Source organism: Burkholderia sp. Bp9012, from assembly GCF_003853825.1.
Taxonomy (GTDB): Bacteria; Pseudomonadota; Gammaproteobacteria; order Burkholderiales; family Burkholderiaceae; genus Burkholderia; species Burkholderia diffusa.
This window is the reverse complement of sequence record NZ_QTQA01000007.1, coordinates 96,664-109,924: the sequence shown is the minus strand read 5'-3', so window position 1 is coordinate 109,924 and position 13,261 is coordinate 96,664. Positions and strand designations below refer to the sequence as shown.

The 13,261-nt window shown below is 68.8% G+C and carries 12 protein-coding genes; 9 read left to right on the top strand and 3 right to left on the bottom strand.

Features of this window, described 5'->3' with window-relative positions; all coding sequences use genetic code 11:
* Positions 1 to 26 precede the first annotated feature (26 nt).
* Positions 27 to 1,682 (top strand): glycoside hydrolase family 32 protein, encoded by a 1,656-nt coding sequence (locus tag DIE11_RS11650; protein ID WP_124623791.1) that lies wholly within the window; start codon positions 27 to 29, stop codon positions 1,680 to 1,682.
* Between the two features lie 71 nt (positions 1,683 to 1,753).
* On the opposite strand, the gene DIE11_RS11645 is transcribed toward DIE11_RS11650, so the two are convergent.
* Both DIE11_RS11645 and DIE11_RS11640 read right to left on the bottom strand, forming a co-directional pair.
* Positions 1,754 to 2,503: an SDR family oxidoreductase gene (locus tag DIE11_RS11645; protein WP_059599315.1), complete on the bottom strand. Its 750-nt coding sequence runs from the start codon at positions 2,501 to 2,503 to the stop codon at positions 1,754 to 1,756.
* Between the two features lie 146 nt (positions 2,504 to 2,649).
* Positions 2,650 to 3,567, bottom strand: coding sequence for a LysR family transcriptional regulator (locus DIE11_RS11640; protein ID WP_124623788.1), 918 nt, complete (start codon positions 3,565 to 3,567; stop codon positions 2,650 to 2,652).
* Between the two features lie 161 nt (positions 3,568 to 3,728).
* Here DIE11_RS11640 and DIE11_RS11635 point away from each other — a divergent pair, with 161 nt between their 5' ends.
* The 8 genes from DIE11_RS11635 to DIE11_RS11600 all read left to right on the top strand — a co-directional run bounded on the left by DIE11_RS11635 (position 3,729) and on the right by DIE11_RS11600 (position 11,746).
* On the top strand, positions 3,729 to 5,210 hold the full coding sequence (locus DIE11_RS11635) for a PLP-dependent aminotransferase family protein (RefSeq protein WP_124623784.1): 1,482 nt from the start codon (positions 3,729 to 3,731) through the stop codon (positions 5,208 to 5,210).
* A 94-nt stretch (positions 5,211 to 5,304) separates the two neighbouring features.
* Positions 5,305 to 5,742 (top strand): carboxymuconolactone decarboxylase family protein, encoded by a 438-nt coding sequence (locus DIE11_RS11630; RefSeq protein WP_059599312.1) that lies wholly within the window; start codon positions 5,305 to 5,307, stop codon positions 5,740 to 5,742.
* A 13-nt stretch (positions 5,743 to 5,755) separates the two neighbouring features.
* Positions 5,756 to 6,178, top strand: coding sequence for a cupin domain-containing protein (locus DIE11_RS11625; RefSeq protein ID WP_059599311.1), 423 nt, complete (start codon positions 5,756 to 5,758; stop codon positions 6,176 to 6,178).
* A 296-nt stretch (positions 6,179 to 6,474) separates the two neighbouring features.
* Complete coding sequence (locus DIE11_RS11620; protein ID WP_124623781.1) at positions 6,475 to 7,173, top strand: TetR/AcrR family transcriptional regulator; 699 nt, start codon at positions 6,475 to 6,477, stop codon at positions 7,171 to 7,173.
* On the top strand, positions 7,170 to 8,135 hold the full coding sequence (locus DIE11_RS11615) for an HlyD family secretion protein (RefSeq protein WP_124623778.1): 966 nt from the start codon (positions 7,170 to 7,172) through the stop codon (positions 8,133 to 8,135). The genes DIE11_RS11620 and DIE11_RS11615 overlap by 4 nt, the downstream gene beginning before the upstream one ends.
* Entirely contained in the window at positions 8,132 to 9,091 is a 960-nt protein-coding gene (locus tag DIE11_RS11610) for an ABC transporter ATP-binding protein (RefSeq protein ID WP_124623775.1), read from the top strand. The genes DIE11_RS11615 and DIE11_RS11610 overlap by 4 nt, the downstream gene beginning before the upstream one ends.
* Positions 9,088 to 10,242: an ABC transporter permease gene (locus DIE11_RS11605; RefSeq protein WP_124623772.1), complete on the top strand. Its 1,155-nt coding sequence runs from the start codon at positions 9,088 to 9,090 to the stop codon at positions 10,240 to 10,242. The genes DIE11_RS11610 and DIE11_RS11605 overlap by 4 nt, the downstream gene beginning before the upstream one ends.
* A gap of 10 nt (positions 10,243 to 10,252) precedes the next feature.
* A complete protein-coding gene (locus tag DIE11_RS11600; protein ID WP_124623769.1) occupies positions 10,253 to 11,746 on the top strand; it encodes an efflux transporter outer membrane subunit in 1,494 nt (497 codons plus the stop codon).
* A gap of 119 nt (positions 11,747 to 11,865) precedes the next feature.
* On the opposite strand, the gene DIE11_RS11595 is transcribed toward DIE11_RS11600, so the two are convergent.
* Entirely contained in the window at positions 11,866 to 13,086 is a 1,221-nt protein-coding gene (locus DIE11_RS11595) for a porin (RefSeq protein ID WP_124623767.1), read from the bottom strand.
* Positions 13,087 to 13,261 lie beyond the last annotated feature (175 nt).

The following is a 13,261-nucleotide window of genomic DNA, read 5'->3' as shown; positions in this document are numbered from 1 at the left end:
TCGCGCGCCGAAGCACGGAACCCCGCATGAGATCGACGTTTTTTCGCTTTTCACTCCGGATTGCCCGGCTGCTGCTCGCGTGTACGGCAAGCGCGGCCTGCACGCACGCCAGCGCCGCGCTCTGCGACGCACCGCCCGAACCCGGCACGCCGCAATGGCGGCCGGCCGTGCACTACACGCCGCAACGCAACTGGATGAACGATCCGAACGGCCTCGTCTACGAGAACGGCCGCTATCACCTGTTCTATCAGTACAACCCGCTCGGCCATGACTGGGGCAACATGTCGTGGGGCCATGCGACCAGCACCGACCTCGTCCACTGGCGCGAGCAGCCGGTCGCGATGCGCGCGAACGCGACGGAGGAAATTTTCTCGGGCTCGATCGTCGCCGACACGCGCAACACGTCCGGCCTCGGCGCGCCGGGCGACACGCCGCTGGTTGCGCTTTACACGAGCGTCTATAAAGAAGGCTCCGGTCACGCACCGGGCACGCAGGCACAATCGCTCGCGTACAGCCTCGATCACGGCGCGACGTGGCGGCCCTACGCGCACAACCCCGTGCTCACGCTCGATCCCGAGTCGAAGCAGTTCCGCGACCCGAAAGTGTCGTGGTACGCGCCGGGACGCTACTGGCTGATGACGACCGTCGTCGCGGACGCGCAGGTCGTGAAGCTCTATCGGTCCGATGACCTGATCCACTGGTCGTTCCTGAGCGACTTCACGCTGCCGGACGTGCCGCATGCTGGCGTGCTGTGGGAAATGCCCGACCTCGTGCCGCTGCCCGTCGACGACGATCCGCGACACATCAAGTGGGTGATGATCGTCAACGTCAACCCGTGGTCGATCGCCGGCGGCTCCGGCGCGATGTATTTCGTCGGCGACTTCGACGGTCGCACGTTCACGCCTGACCACGTCGCGCCGGCCGGTTCCGATCCCGCGCGATTCCGCTGGGTCGATCACGGCGCCGACTTTTACGCCGCCGGCACGTTCTCCGGCACGCCGGGCGCGCGGCCTGTCGCGATCGCATGGATGAGCAACTGGGATTACGCGGCGAAAGCGCCGACGGCGCCCTGGCGCGGCGCGGCGACGTTGCCGCGCGAGTTCGCGCTGAAGACGATCGGCGGCGAACCGACGCTCGTCGTGACGCCGGCCGCCGCGTTCGATGCGTGGGCCGACGGGCGGCCCGCCGTGCATGAAGGCAACCTGAACGTCGAGTCCGCCACCCGCGCGCTGTCGGACGCCACGCGCGGCATCGTCCAGCGCATCACGGTGACGATCGCGCCGCAGCGCGCGGCCCGCGCGGGTCTGATCGTCCGGGGATCGGCGGATGGCTCGATCGGCACCCGGATCGTGTACGACACGGCGAAGCGCACGCTGACGCTCGACCGCTCGCGCTCCGGCACGACGGATTTCGCCGGCACCTTCAGCCGCGAGCACATCGTCGATCTGCCGCTCGAGCACGGGCAACTGCGGCTCGAAATCGTCGTCGATCGCGGGTCGGTCGAGGTATTCGCGAACGGCGGCCGCGTCGCGCTGACGGACCTGATCTTTCCGCCGCTCGATGCGGACCGCGTGGCCGTGTTCGCCGAGCACGGCCGCGCGGCGTTCTCGGGGCTGACGGTGACGCAGCTCCACAGACGCGATCGGACCGACGAAGTCCGTGACGCCTGTGCATCGCGCTAGCGATGCGATCGAACGGCGGGGCTGCACCGCCCGACGTCGCGTCGGGTCGCGCAACCCCGCCGGTGACGCGCTCAGAGCAAACCCATCCCGCCCGACGCGATGATTTCCGCGCCGACGATGAACGCGGACTCCGGCGCGCTCAGGTGCAGCACCGTCGACGCGATTTCGTCCGGCGTGCCGAACCGGCCGATCGGGACGAGCCCCTTGATCTTCTCGGCCGTCTCGTCGAGCGTCGCCGCGTCGAGCCCGAGCTTGCCGTACAGCGGCGTCTGGACCGGGCCGGGGCTCACCACGTTCACCCGCACGCCGTGCGGCAGCAGCTCCGTCGACAACGTCTTCGCGAACGAATTGACGGCCGCCTTGCTCGCCGCGTACACCGACGAGCCGGGCATCCCGATATGCGCGTTGATCGAGCCGTTGATCACGATCGACGCGCCGCGGTTCAGCAGCGGCACCAGCGACTGGATCTGGAAATACGCGCCCTTCACGTTGGTGTTGAACACGAGGTCCCACATGGCCTCGTCGCTGTCGGCGAACGGCGCGAGTTTCGCCACGCCCGCGTTGATGAACACGGCGTCGAGCCGCGCGCCTGCGGCCGAGATCGCGTCCGCCAGGGCGCGGGCCGACGCGACGCTGCCGGCCTCGTTGCGGATCGCGAGCGCGCCGTCGCCGAGCGACTCGCGCGCGGCGGCGAGCGTCTGCTCGTCGCGACCGGTGATGATGACCCGCGCGCCTTCGGCCGCGAATGCCCGTGCGGCCGCCAGGCCGATGCCGCTGTTGCCGCCCGTGACGAGTACCGTTTTTCCTTCGAAGCGTTGCATGATGTTCTCCTTTGAACCGGTGAGTTGACCGTGAACACAGGATGCGCGCGCCGCGCGGCCTTGCCGTACGACCGGCGCGGCAGACATGTTCGAAATCTTCGAACGTGTTTGTCGGGACCTTTCCGTGCGTTGCGCGGCTGACGCACTCAGCCCGACACGTCGATCCCGTCGAGCAGGCGCTGCGCGAGCCGCGGCTCACGCAGTTGCTCCAGCCACCATTGCAGCGCCCGGCCCTCGCGGTCGCCGCGCCACGCGACGTACAGCACGTTCGGTTCGCGCGGATCGGCCGTTTCCTTCTCGACGAGCTCGCCGCGCGCGAGCAGCGACGCAACCCGCCGGCGCGGCACCCAGCCGACGCCGAGCCCGTCGCGCTGCGCGAGGATCTTCGCGCGCATCGACGGCACCGCGAGCACCGCCTGCCCGCCGAGCAGCCCGTATGCGCGGCCGACGACCCGCCGCGACGAATCGGCGACGACGACCGCGCGATACGCGCAGATCGCGTCGCGGGTCAGTCGCTCGCTTGCCGCGGCCAGCGGATGGCGCGGCGATACGGCGAACACCCATTCCATCGCGCCGAGTTCGAACCATTTGAAACCCGGAATCGCCGGCGGCTCGTTGGTCGCGCCGACGACCAGATCCGCGCGACCGTCGCGCAGCGCTTCCCAGGTGCCGCCGAGCACTTCGTACGTGAAGCGCAGCGACACGCCCGAATCGAGCGCATCGAACGCGCGGACGACCGGCAGCAGCGTATCGAACTCCAGCACCTCGTCGCTGACGATCCACAGCCGGTCCTCCCAGCCGCTCGCGACCTGCCGCACGCGCTGCGTGAGCCGCGCGACGTCCAGCGCGAGGCGCGACGCCTCGTCGGTCAGCAGCTGGCCGGCCGGCGTGAGCTGCAGCCGGTAGCCGCGCCGGTCGAACAGCAGCGCGTCGAAACGCGTTTCGAGCTGTCGCGCGGCGTGCGACACCGTCGACGGCGCCTTGCCGAGCCGCGCGGCCGCCCGCGACAGGCTGCCGGTGGCGCGGATCGCATCGAGCAGCGCGAGTTCGTCTTCGGACAGCATGGGGGCACTCCGGTCGTGGATTGTGATGGATCGTAAGGCACCGGCGGGCGGCGGTCCAATCGAATGGCGCCGCGCCCCTGTGTTCGGCGGATGCCGGGCCGGCCACGAACTTCCGGTATGCTCATCGGCATCAAATTGCCTTATTCGGAGTAACCACTGCGATGGACATCGCGATCCGCATCGAAGGCCGTCACGACCTGACCGGGCAAATCTTTCGGCAACTGCGCACCGCGATCGTCGACGGGCGGCTCGAAGGCGGCGCCCGGCTGCCGTCGACGCGCGATCTCGCGAAGCAGCTCGGCGTGTCGCGCAAGACGACGCTCGACGCGTTCGAGCGTCTCGTCGCCGAGGGCTTCCTGAACACGCGCGCGGGCGACGGCACGTTCGTCGCCGACGGCCTCGCGCGGGTTCCGCATGCGGCGGCCTCGACGCCGTCGCTCGTCGAGGCCACGCCGCCCGTCCATGCCGTCGACGCACGCGCGCTGTGGAACGACCTGCCCGACGCGCTCGCGATGCCCGCGCCGCAGGACACGCCCGCGTTCGACTTCCGCGGCGGCGTGACCGACAAGACGCTGTTCCCCTTCGACGCGTGGCGCCGCTGCCTGCATCACGCGTTGCGCCAGCAGGCGCGCGGCCCCGGCCAGTACCACGACCCGGCCGGCGATCCGCAGTTGCGCGGCGCGATCGCGCGCTACGTCGCGTTCAGCCGCGCGGTCGCGTGCGGCTGGGACGACGTGCTCGTCACGCAGGGCGCGCAACAGGCGCTCGACCTGATCGCGCGCGTGGTCGTGCGGCCGGGCGACGTCGTCGCGGTCGAGAATCCCGGCTATCCGCCGGCGCGCGCGGCGTTCGCGTCGCTCGGCGCGACGGTGATCGGCGTGCCGGTCGATGCGCACGGCCTGATCATCGAGCGGCTGCCCGACGACGCACGCCTCGTCTATGTGACGCCGTCGCACCAGTTCCCGCTCGGGATGCCGATGACGCTGGACCGGCGCGTCGCGCTGCTCGAATGGGCGCAGCGCCGCCGCGCGGTGATCATCGAGGACGACTACGACGGCGAATTCCGCTTCGAAGGCCGGCCGGTGGAGTCGCTCAAGAGCCTCGACCGCACGGGCCTCGTCGCGTACGTCGGCACGTTCTCGAAGACGATCTTTCCCGAACTGCGCATCGGCTACGCGATTCCGCCGCGCGCGCTGCGCGGCGCGCTCGCCAAGGCGAAGCAGATCGTCGACTGGCATACCTGCACACTCACGCAGGCGGCGCTCGCGCGCTTCATGCACGAAGGCGATTTCGCGCGGCATCTGCGGCGCGTGCAGAAGCACTACGACGCGCGCCGCAAGATGCTGCTCGCGCATTTGCGCGGCAGCCTCGCGCCGTGGTTCGACCCGATCGTGCCGACCGCCGGCATCCACCTCGCCGCGCACTTGAAACCGGGGCTCGATGAAGCCGCGCTGGTCCGTGCCGCCCGCGAGCACGACATCGGCCTGTACGGAATCGCGGCGTTCCACGTCGGCTCGGCGGCGCGCGCGGGGCTGCTGTTCGGTTATGGCGGGATCGACGCGCTGCGCATCGACACCGCGCTCGCGAAACTGGCCGCGCTGCTGGACTCGGGCAGCATCGGCGGAGCGACACTGGTTACCTGAATTTTCCCGGAATTGGCCATTCAAGCAGGCCAGTGGCACGCTTAAAGTGGGTCCTGTCGCGCCACCGTGCGCATCAACCGAAAAAGGACCTGCCATGCAACCGCGCCTGAACTTCTATACCGCCAGCCCGAACGCAATCAAGGTGATGCGCAACGCCGAGGAATTCATCGCGAAAAGCTCGATCGAGAAGCCGCTCGCCGAACTGGTCCGGCTGCGCGCGTCGCAGATCAACGGCTGTGCGTTCTGCGTCGACATGCACACCACCGATGCGCGCAAAGGAGGCGAGACCGATCGCCGCCTCGCGACGGTCGTCGTGTGGCGCGAAACGCCGTTCTTCACCGAGCGCGAACGCGCGGCGCTGGAGTGGACCGAAGCGCTGACGCTGGTCGCCGACAACCATGTGCCGGATGCCGTCTGGGAAGCCGTGAAGCCGCACTTCAGCGACACCGAGCTGTTCGAGCTGTCGATGCTGATTGCGACGATCAACACGTGGAACCGCTTCGCGATCGCGTTTCGCAAGATGCCCGAGTAAGGAGACGACGATCATGCGCTCCAGCTCCACGCTCCGCCGCGCGATGCTGTGCACGTCGCTCGCGCTCGTCGCCGCGCTGCCGGCGGCCGCCCGTGCACACGATGCCGGCGACAACGTGCACGCGATCATGCAGCAGGCCGTGCCCGAAGCACCCGGCAAGCTCGCCGTCGTCGCGACCGTCGACTATGCGCCTGGTCAGGCATCCGAAGCACACAGGCACCTCGGCTCGGTGTTCGCGGTCGTGTCGAAAGGCGAAGTGCTGTCGCAGGTGAACGGCGGCCCGGTGCGCCGCTATCGCGCCGGCGAAGGCTGGTATGAGCCGCCCGGTTCGCGCCATCAGGTGTCGCGCAATGCGAGCGCGACCGAGCCCGCGCAACTCGTCGTGTTCGGGCTGACGGGCGAGCACCAGCCGTTGAAGTCGCCGATTGATCAGTAACGACGTTTCCGGGGTGCGTGCCGTGTCGGGCGCGCACCCCTGCCGTGCTGCCGGCTTCCCTGCCCGCGACACGCGGCTTCCTCGCCAGCCTTTGGCGCGGCCGCCCCACCCATTCCTCCACCGGTTCCCCGCGCTTCCCCAGTAGCCGCTCCCTACACTCCGCCGCCGGCACACGGCGTGCCGCCGCGCCATGTCCCCGTTCGTCCGCACCGCCATTCGGCGCACGCCTGATCTCGATCAACGCGGGCAAAAACCCTTCCTTGAAATTAACTAACCCGTCAATTAGCGTCGTCTGCATGAACGCGAAATCCACCGTCGCCAGGCCGCGCGGGCGCCGCCCGTCGGCGGACGACTTCGACCTGCGCGACCACATGCTCGACGTCGCGATGCAGTTGTTCGCCGAGCGTGGCATCGCGGCGACGACGGTCGCGCAGATCGCCGCGGCCGCAGGCGTCACGTCGGCGATGGTCCATTACTACTTCACGAATCGCGAGCAGTTGCTCGATGCGATCGTCGAGGAGCGGCTCGCGCAGGTCATCGCGTTCGTGTGGCGGCCGACCGAGCCGCAGATCGAAAACGATCCGCTCGCGCTCGTCGCCGAACTCGTCGACCGCTTCTTCGACGTCACGCATCGCATGCCGTGGCTGCCGTCGATCTGGCTGCGCGAGATCGTCCATGAAGGCGGGCTGCTGCGCGAGCGGATGCTGCGGCGCATTCCGCTCGAGCACGTCGGGCGCTTTGCCGAGCGCATCTGCGCCGCGCAGCAGGCCGGCACGCTGAACCCCGCGCTCGAACCCGCGTTCCTGTTCCATTCGATCATCGCGCTCGTGATGCTGCCGCTCGCCACCGCGAAGCTGTGGCAAAGCGCACGCGGCCTGCCGCCGGTCGATCGCGACGTGCTGCATCGCCACGTCCGCGCGCTGCTCGGTTCCGGCCTGCAGCCGCCCGCCGCCACACTGGATGCGGGCGCGCATTCGCCGCGGAGGCCGTCGTGAACGTGTCCCGCCCGCTGCCGCTCGCCCTGGCCGCCGCCGTCGCGCTGCTCGCCGGTTGCGGACGGCCGGCGAACGACGTCGCGACCTACCAGGGCTATGTCGAAGGCGAATTCGTGTACCTGTCGTCGTCGCAAGCGGGCACGCTGACGCAGTTGTCGGTCGAACGCGGCCAGGCCATCGCGGCCGGCATGCCGGTGTTCTCGCTCGAAGCCGTCAACGAAACGGCCGCATTGCTGCAGGCGCAGCATCAGCTCGCTGCCGCACGCGCGCAACTTGCCGACCTTCAGACCGGCAAGCGGCCGCCGGAAGTCGCGGTCACGCGTGCCCAGCTCGCGCAGGCCATCGCACAGGCCGCGCGGGCCGCCGCGCAACGCGCGCGCGACGAACGCCAGTACGCGGCCGGCGGCCTGTCGAAGCAGCAGCTCGACGATTCGCGCACGTCCGCGCAGACCACCGCCGCGCAGGTCCGCGAGTTGCAGAACCAGGTCGACGTCGCGCGCCTACCGGGACGCGCGCAGCAGGTGGCCGCCCAGGCCGCGCAAGTCGATGCCGCGCAGGCGGCGGTTGCCGAAGCGCAATGGAAGCTCGACCAGAAGCGCGTCGCCGCGCCCGCCGCCGGGCGCGTGTACGACACGCTGTACCGCGTCGGCGAATGGGTGCAGGCCGGCAATCCGGTCGTGCAGATGCTGCCGCCGCAGAACCTGAAGGTGCGCTTCTTCGTGCCGGAAGCCGTCATCGCATCGATCGCCCCGGGGCGCACCGTCGCGATCCGCTGCGACGGCTGCGCGGCCGACGTGCCCGCGCGCGTCACCTATGTGTCGCGCGAGGCCGAATACACGCCGCCCGTGATCTACAGCAACGAGAGCCGGACCAAGCTCGTGTTCATGGTCGAAGCGCGCCCCGCCGTCGCCGACGCGCCGAAGCTGCACCCGGGCCAGCCCGTCGCCGTGAGGATGCGTTGAACGCGCCGGCCGCTCCGTACGCGATCGACGTCGATCGCCTGAACAAGCGCTTTGGCGACAAGCACGTCGTGAAGGACGTCTCGCTGCGCGTCGCGCGCGGCGAGATTTTCGGCTTTCTCGGGCCGAACGGCAGCGGCAAGACGACGTCGATCCGCATGATGTGCGGCCTGCTCACGCCCGACTCGGGCAGCGGCACCTGCCTCGGCTACGACATCGTGCGCGACAGCGCGCAGATCAAGCGGCGTGTCGGCTACATGACGCAGCGCTTCTCGTACTGGGAAGACCTGTCGATCCGCGAAAATCTCGATTTCGTCGCACGCGTGTACGGGATGCCCAACCGCCGGGCGGCGGTCGCCCGCGCGCTCGACGGGCTCGGCCTCGCGAGCCGTGCGGACCAGCTCACGGGCGCGCTGTCCGGCGGCTGGAAGCAGCGCCTCGCGCTCGCCGCGTGCATGCTGCACGAGCCGGAATTGCTGCTGCTCGACGAGCCGACCGCCGGCGTCGATCCGGCCGCGCGCCGCGACTTCTGGGAAGAACTGCACCGGCTGGCCGCACAAGGCATCTCGGTACTCGTCAGCACGCACTACATGGACGAAGCCGAACGCTGCCACAAGCTCGCGTACATCGCGGCCGGCGAACTGCTCGCGCAGGGCACGTCGGCGGAGATCGTCGCATCGCAGCACCTGTCGACGCGTACGATCACCGGCGGGCACCTGACCGAACTGTCCGCGCGGTTGCGGGCGATGCCGGGCGTCGATCAAACCGTCGTGTTCGGTTCCGCGCTGCACGTGAGCGGCCGCGATCGCGCGCTGCTCGACGCGACGCTCGCGCAGGTCGCGGCGCAGGCCGACGGGCGCGCACCGCTGCAGGTCGCGCCGATCGACACCGGGCTCGAAGACGTCTTCATCTACATGATGGGCCGCGCATCCGCGCCGCCCGGCGGAGCATCGCCATGAACGCGTGGGCTGGCCTGCGCGAATCGTTCTCGGTCGCGCGCTGGTGGAGCATCGTGCTGAAGGAATTCCTGCAGCTGCGCCGCGACCGCGTGACGTTCGCGATGATCGTCGGCGTGCCGATCATTCAGCTCGCGCTATTCGGCTTCGCGATCAACACCGACCCGAAGCACCTGCCGACCGCGGTGATCGTCGCCGACTCGAGCCCGTTCGCGCGCAGCTTCATCGCCGCGATGCGCAATTCCGCGTACTTCGACATCGTCGCGACGCTGCCCGACGAGACGGCCGGCCGGCATGCTCTCGCCCGCGGCGACGTGCAGTTCGTGCTGAGTGTGCCGGCCGATTTCTCGAAGCGGCTGCTACGCGGCGAGCGCCCGACGCTGCTCGTCGAGGCGGACGCAACCGATCCCGTCGCGACCGCGTCGGCGATCGGCGCGCTGCCGGGCCTCGTGCAGCCCGTCGCGGACAAGGATCTGACGGGGCCGCTCGCGCACCTGAACGGCCGCCCGGCCGCGTTCGACGTCGTGCTGCACCGGCTGTACAACCCCGAAGGCATCACGCAGTACAACGTCGTGCCGGGCCTGATGGGCGTGATCCTGACGATGACGATGGTGATGATGACGGGCCTCGCGATCACGCGCGAACGCGAGCGCGGCACGATGGAGAATCTGCTGGCGACGCCCGTGCGGCCGCTGGAGGTGATGACCGGCAAGATCGTCCCGTACGTGTTCATCGGGCTGATCCAGGTGTCGATCATCCTCGCGGCCGCGCGCTACGTTTTCGACGTGCCGTTCGTCGGCGGCCTGTTCGCGATCTACCTGTCCGCGCTGCTGTTCATCGCGGCGAACCTCACGGTCGGCATCACGCTGTCGTCGCTCGCGCAGAACCAGCTGCAGGCGATGCAGCTCGCGGTGTTCTACTTCCTGCCGAACATCCTGCTGTCGGGCTTCATGTTCCCGTTCGCCGGGATGCCGAAGTGGGCACAGTTCATCGGCAACCTGCTGCCGCTCACCTACTTCAACCGCCTCGTGCGCGGCATCCTGCTCAAAGGCAACGGCTGGGCCGACCTGTGGCCGTCCGTGTGGCCCGTCGCGCTCTTCACGCTCGTGGTGATGGGCATCGCGCTGCGCTTCTACCGGCGCACGCTCGACTAGGGGCCGCGCGATGAAACCGGCTTCGCGTCGCGCCACCCACACCGCCCGCTGCTTGACGTTGGCCGCTGCTGCGCTGCTCGTCGCCGGTTGCGCGGTCGGGCCGGATTTCCGCATACCCGATGCGCCGGCCACGCAGCGGTACACGCGCGATGAACCGCCCGTCGCGACGGTAGCCGCCGGTGGCCCGACCGGCGCCGCGCAGACGTTCGCATCAGCCGCGCACACGCCGCGACACTGGTGGACCGAGTTCGGCTCGGAACCGCTGAACCGGCTCGTCGATACCGCATGGCAAAACAGCCCGACGCTCGCCGAGACCCGCGCACGGCTCGACGAAGCACGGCAGAACCATGCGGCGGAAGCCGGCGCGACGATGCTGCCGAGCGTCGACGCGAACGTGTCCGCCACGCGCCAGAAAGTCGACATCGCTGCGTTCGGGCTGCCCGCCAACGTGCCGAATCCGGGGCCATTCACGCTGTACGACGCGTCGGTGAGCGTGTCGTACGTCCTCGACGTGTTCGGCGGCAACCGGCGCGCGCTCGAAGCGCTGCGCGCCCAGGTCGACTATCAGTCATACACGCTCGACGCCGCGCGCCTGACGCTCGCGGGCAACGTCGTCGCGACCGCGATCCTGCGCGCGTCGCTCGCGCAGCAGATCGCGCTCACGCGTGAGCTCATCGACGCGCAAGCGCGGCAGTTGCGCATCGTCGAAGCGCGCTTCGCGGCGGGCGGCGTATCGCAGGCCGATGTGCATGCGCAGCGCACGCTGCTCGCGCAGACGCAGGCCTCGCTACCGCCGCTCGCGGCCCGCTTCGCGCAGGCCGGCCACCGGCTCGCGATCCTGCTGGGCGCGCCGCCATCCGACGCCACACTGCCCGACCTCACGCTCGATGCGCTCGCGCTGCCGCACACGCTGCCGGTCGCGCTGCCGTCGACGCTCGCGCGCGAACGGCCCGACATCCGCGCGGCGGAGGCCGTCCTGCACCAGGCGAGCGCGAACGTCGGCGTGGCGACCGCGAACCTGTATCCGCGTTTTTCGATTTCGGCGGGAATCGGTTCGGAACGCACGCGCATCGCGGATATCGTGAGCGGGCTCAATGTCTGGAATGTCGGTCTCGGCCTGACGCAGCCGCTCTTTCATGGCGGCGAACTGCGCGCGAAAAAACGCGCGGCGGAAGCCGCATACGATGCCGCGTTCGCAAGCTATCGGGAAACCGTGCTGCTGGCGCTCCAGCAGGTCGCCGACGCAATGCGCGCGGTCGAACACGATGCGGCGGAGCTGGAGGCACGAGACACGGCCGCTCGGGAAGCGGCGGCCGGCAACGCGATTGCCGGCGACCGTTACGCGGCAGGCGGGATCAGCACGTTCGCGCTGCTCGATGCGCAGCGGCAGGCACTGCAGACCGCGCTCGATCGCACGCGCGCGCAGGCCGACCGGCTTGCCGATACGGCGGCGCTGTTTCAGTCGCTGGCGGGGAACTGGTCGGAGGACGATTCGACCCGGTGACGATCAGGACGACGTGTGCCCGCGCGATGCGCGCGGCGCGCACCCGCGAAAAAAAACCGGCCCGAAGGCCGGTTTTTTCATACCGCATGCCGTGAGCGGCGCTTGCGCGCCGCGCGACATCAGAAGCGGTGGATCAGGCCGACGCCGGCAGCGATCTGGTTCTGCTTCGAACCCGCGCCCACGCCGTCGCCGATCGACGTCGTTGCATTGACGATGCCGCCGGTCAGGCCGCTGATCGTGTTGCCGCTGGCGTGCTGGTACGCTTCAACCGCGTACAGGCCCGTGCGCTTCGACAGGCTGTAGTACTGCGACAGCGTGACCTGATGGTACTTGGCCGAGCTCGAGACGCCGTTCGATTCGGTCGCACGCGTGTACGAGTAGCCTGCCGCGAAGTCCCACTGCGGCGCTGCCTTCCAGTGCAGCACGGCGCCTGCCGTGTTGAAGATCGCCGTATTGCGGAATGCCGACTGCGTGCCCGGGATGTACTGGACGTTCGAGTACGACACCGAGATGTCCCACGCCGGCGTGAACTGGTAACCGGCCGTCACGGCGACGCGTTGCTGCGACTGTGCCGTCTTGTAGCCACCGTTGATCGACGACACGGCCTGTTCCGCACCGTTGCCGCTCGAATCCAGACCGTTTTGCGCGGTCGAGTTCGCGCCCCACACGCCGCCGCCGAGCGTCGCGTTGTTGATGCGCTGATAGCCGACGGCGATGCCTGCCGGGCCGTTCAGGTACTGGATCGCCGCGCTCCAGGTCGAGCCGCGGTTGAAGCTGCCCGCCACGCCGCCGAGCGAGTACGAACCGCCGACCGTGAAGCCGTAGAACTTCGGCGACATGTAGACGAGCGAGTTGTTCGCGCGGTAGCTGGTGTCCAGCGAGTCGATATCGCCCGGGTGCGCGCCGTAGTAACCGGTCAGCCAGGTCGTCGGGCTATACGGCGACAGCAGCGTGTAGTACGCGGTGTACTGGCGGCCAGCCGTCAGCGTACCGTACGTCGCGTTGGTCAGACCCACCCATGCCTGACGCGTGAAGATGCCGTTCGTCCATTGCGACGAGCCGTTGTTCGCGTTGAAGCCGGCTTCCAACTGGAAAATCGCCTTCGTGCCGCCGCCGAGATCTTCGCTGCCCTTCAGGCCGAAGCGGCTGCCTGCCCAAATGCCGGTGGCCATCTGCACCTTCGAGTGACCACCCGAAACCGCGCTGGTAGCCGACGAGTTGTTCTGCCAAGCGATAGCGTTATCGACGATACCGTACAGGGTAACGCTGCTCTGGGCGTGGGCGGCGGTAGCGGCTGCGAGACCCACTGCCGTCATGGCGAAAGCGACGCGCTTTTTCATTGATTCTCCGTCCTCAAAGAATGATTTCTTTTCTGGTGTGGTTTTATGACTGACACATGTGCGAGTACATGCCGGTGCGATTCTGACGGATTACCAATCGTTTCCCAACATGTGCAGTCGGTCATCGTATGATCGACGCAACGCAGGGGTTCACCAAACGGTTACATAACACCTG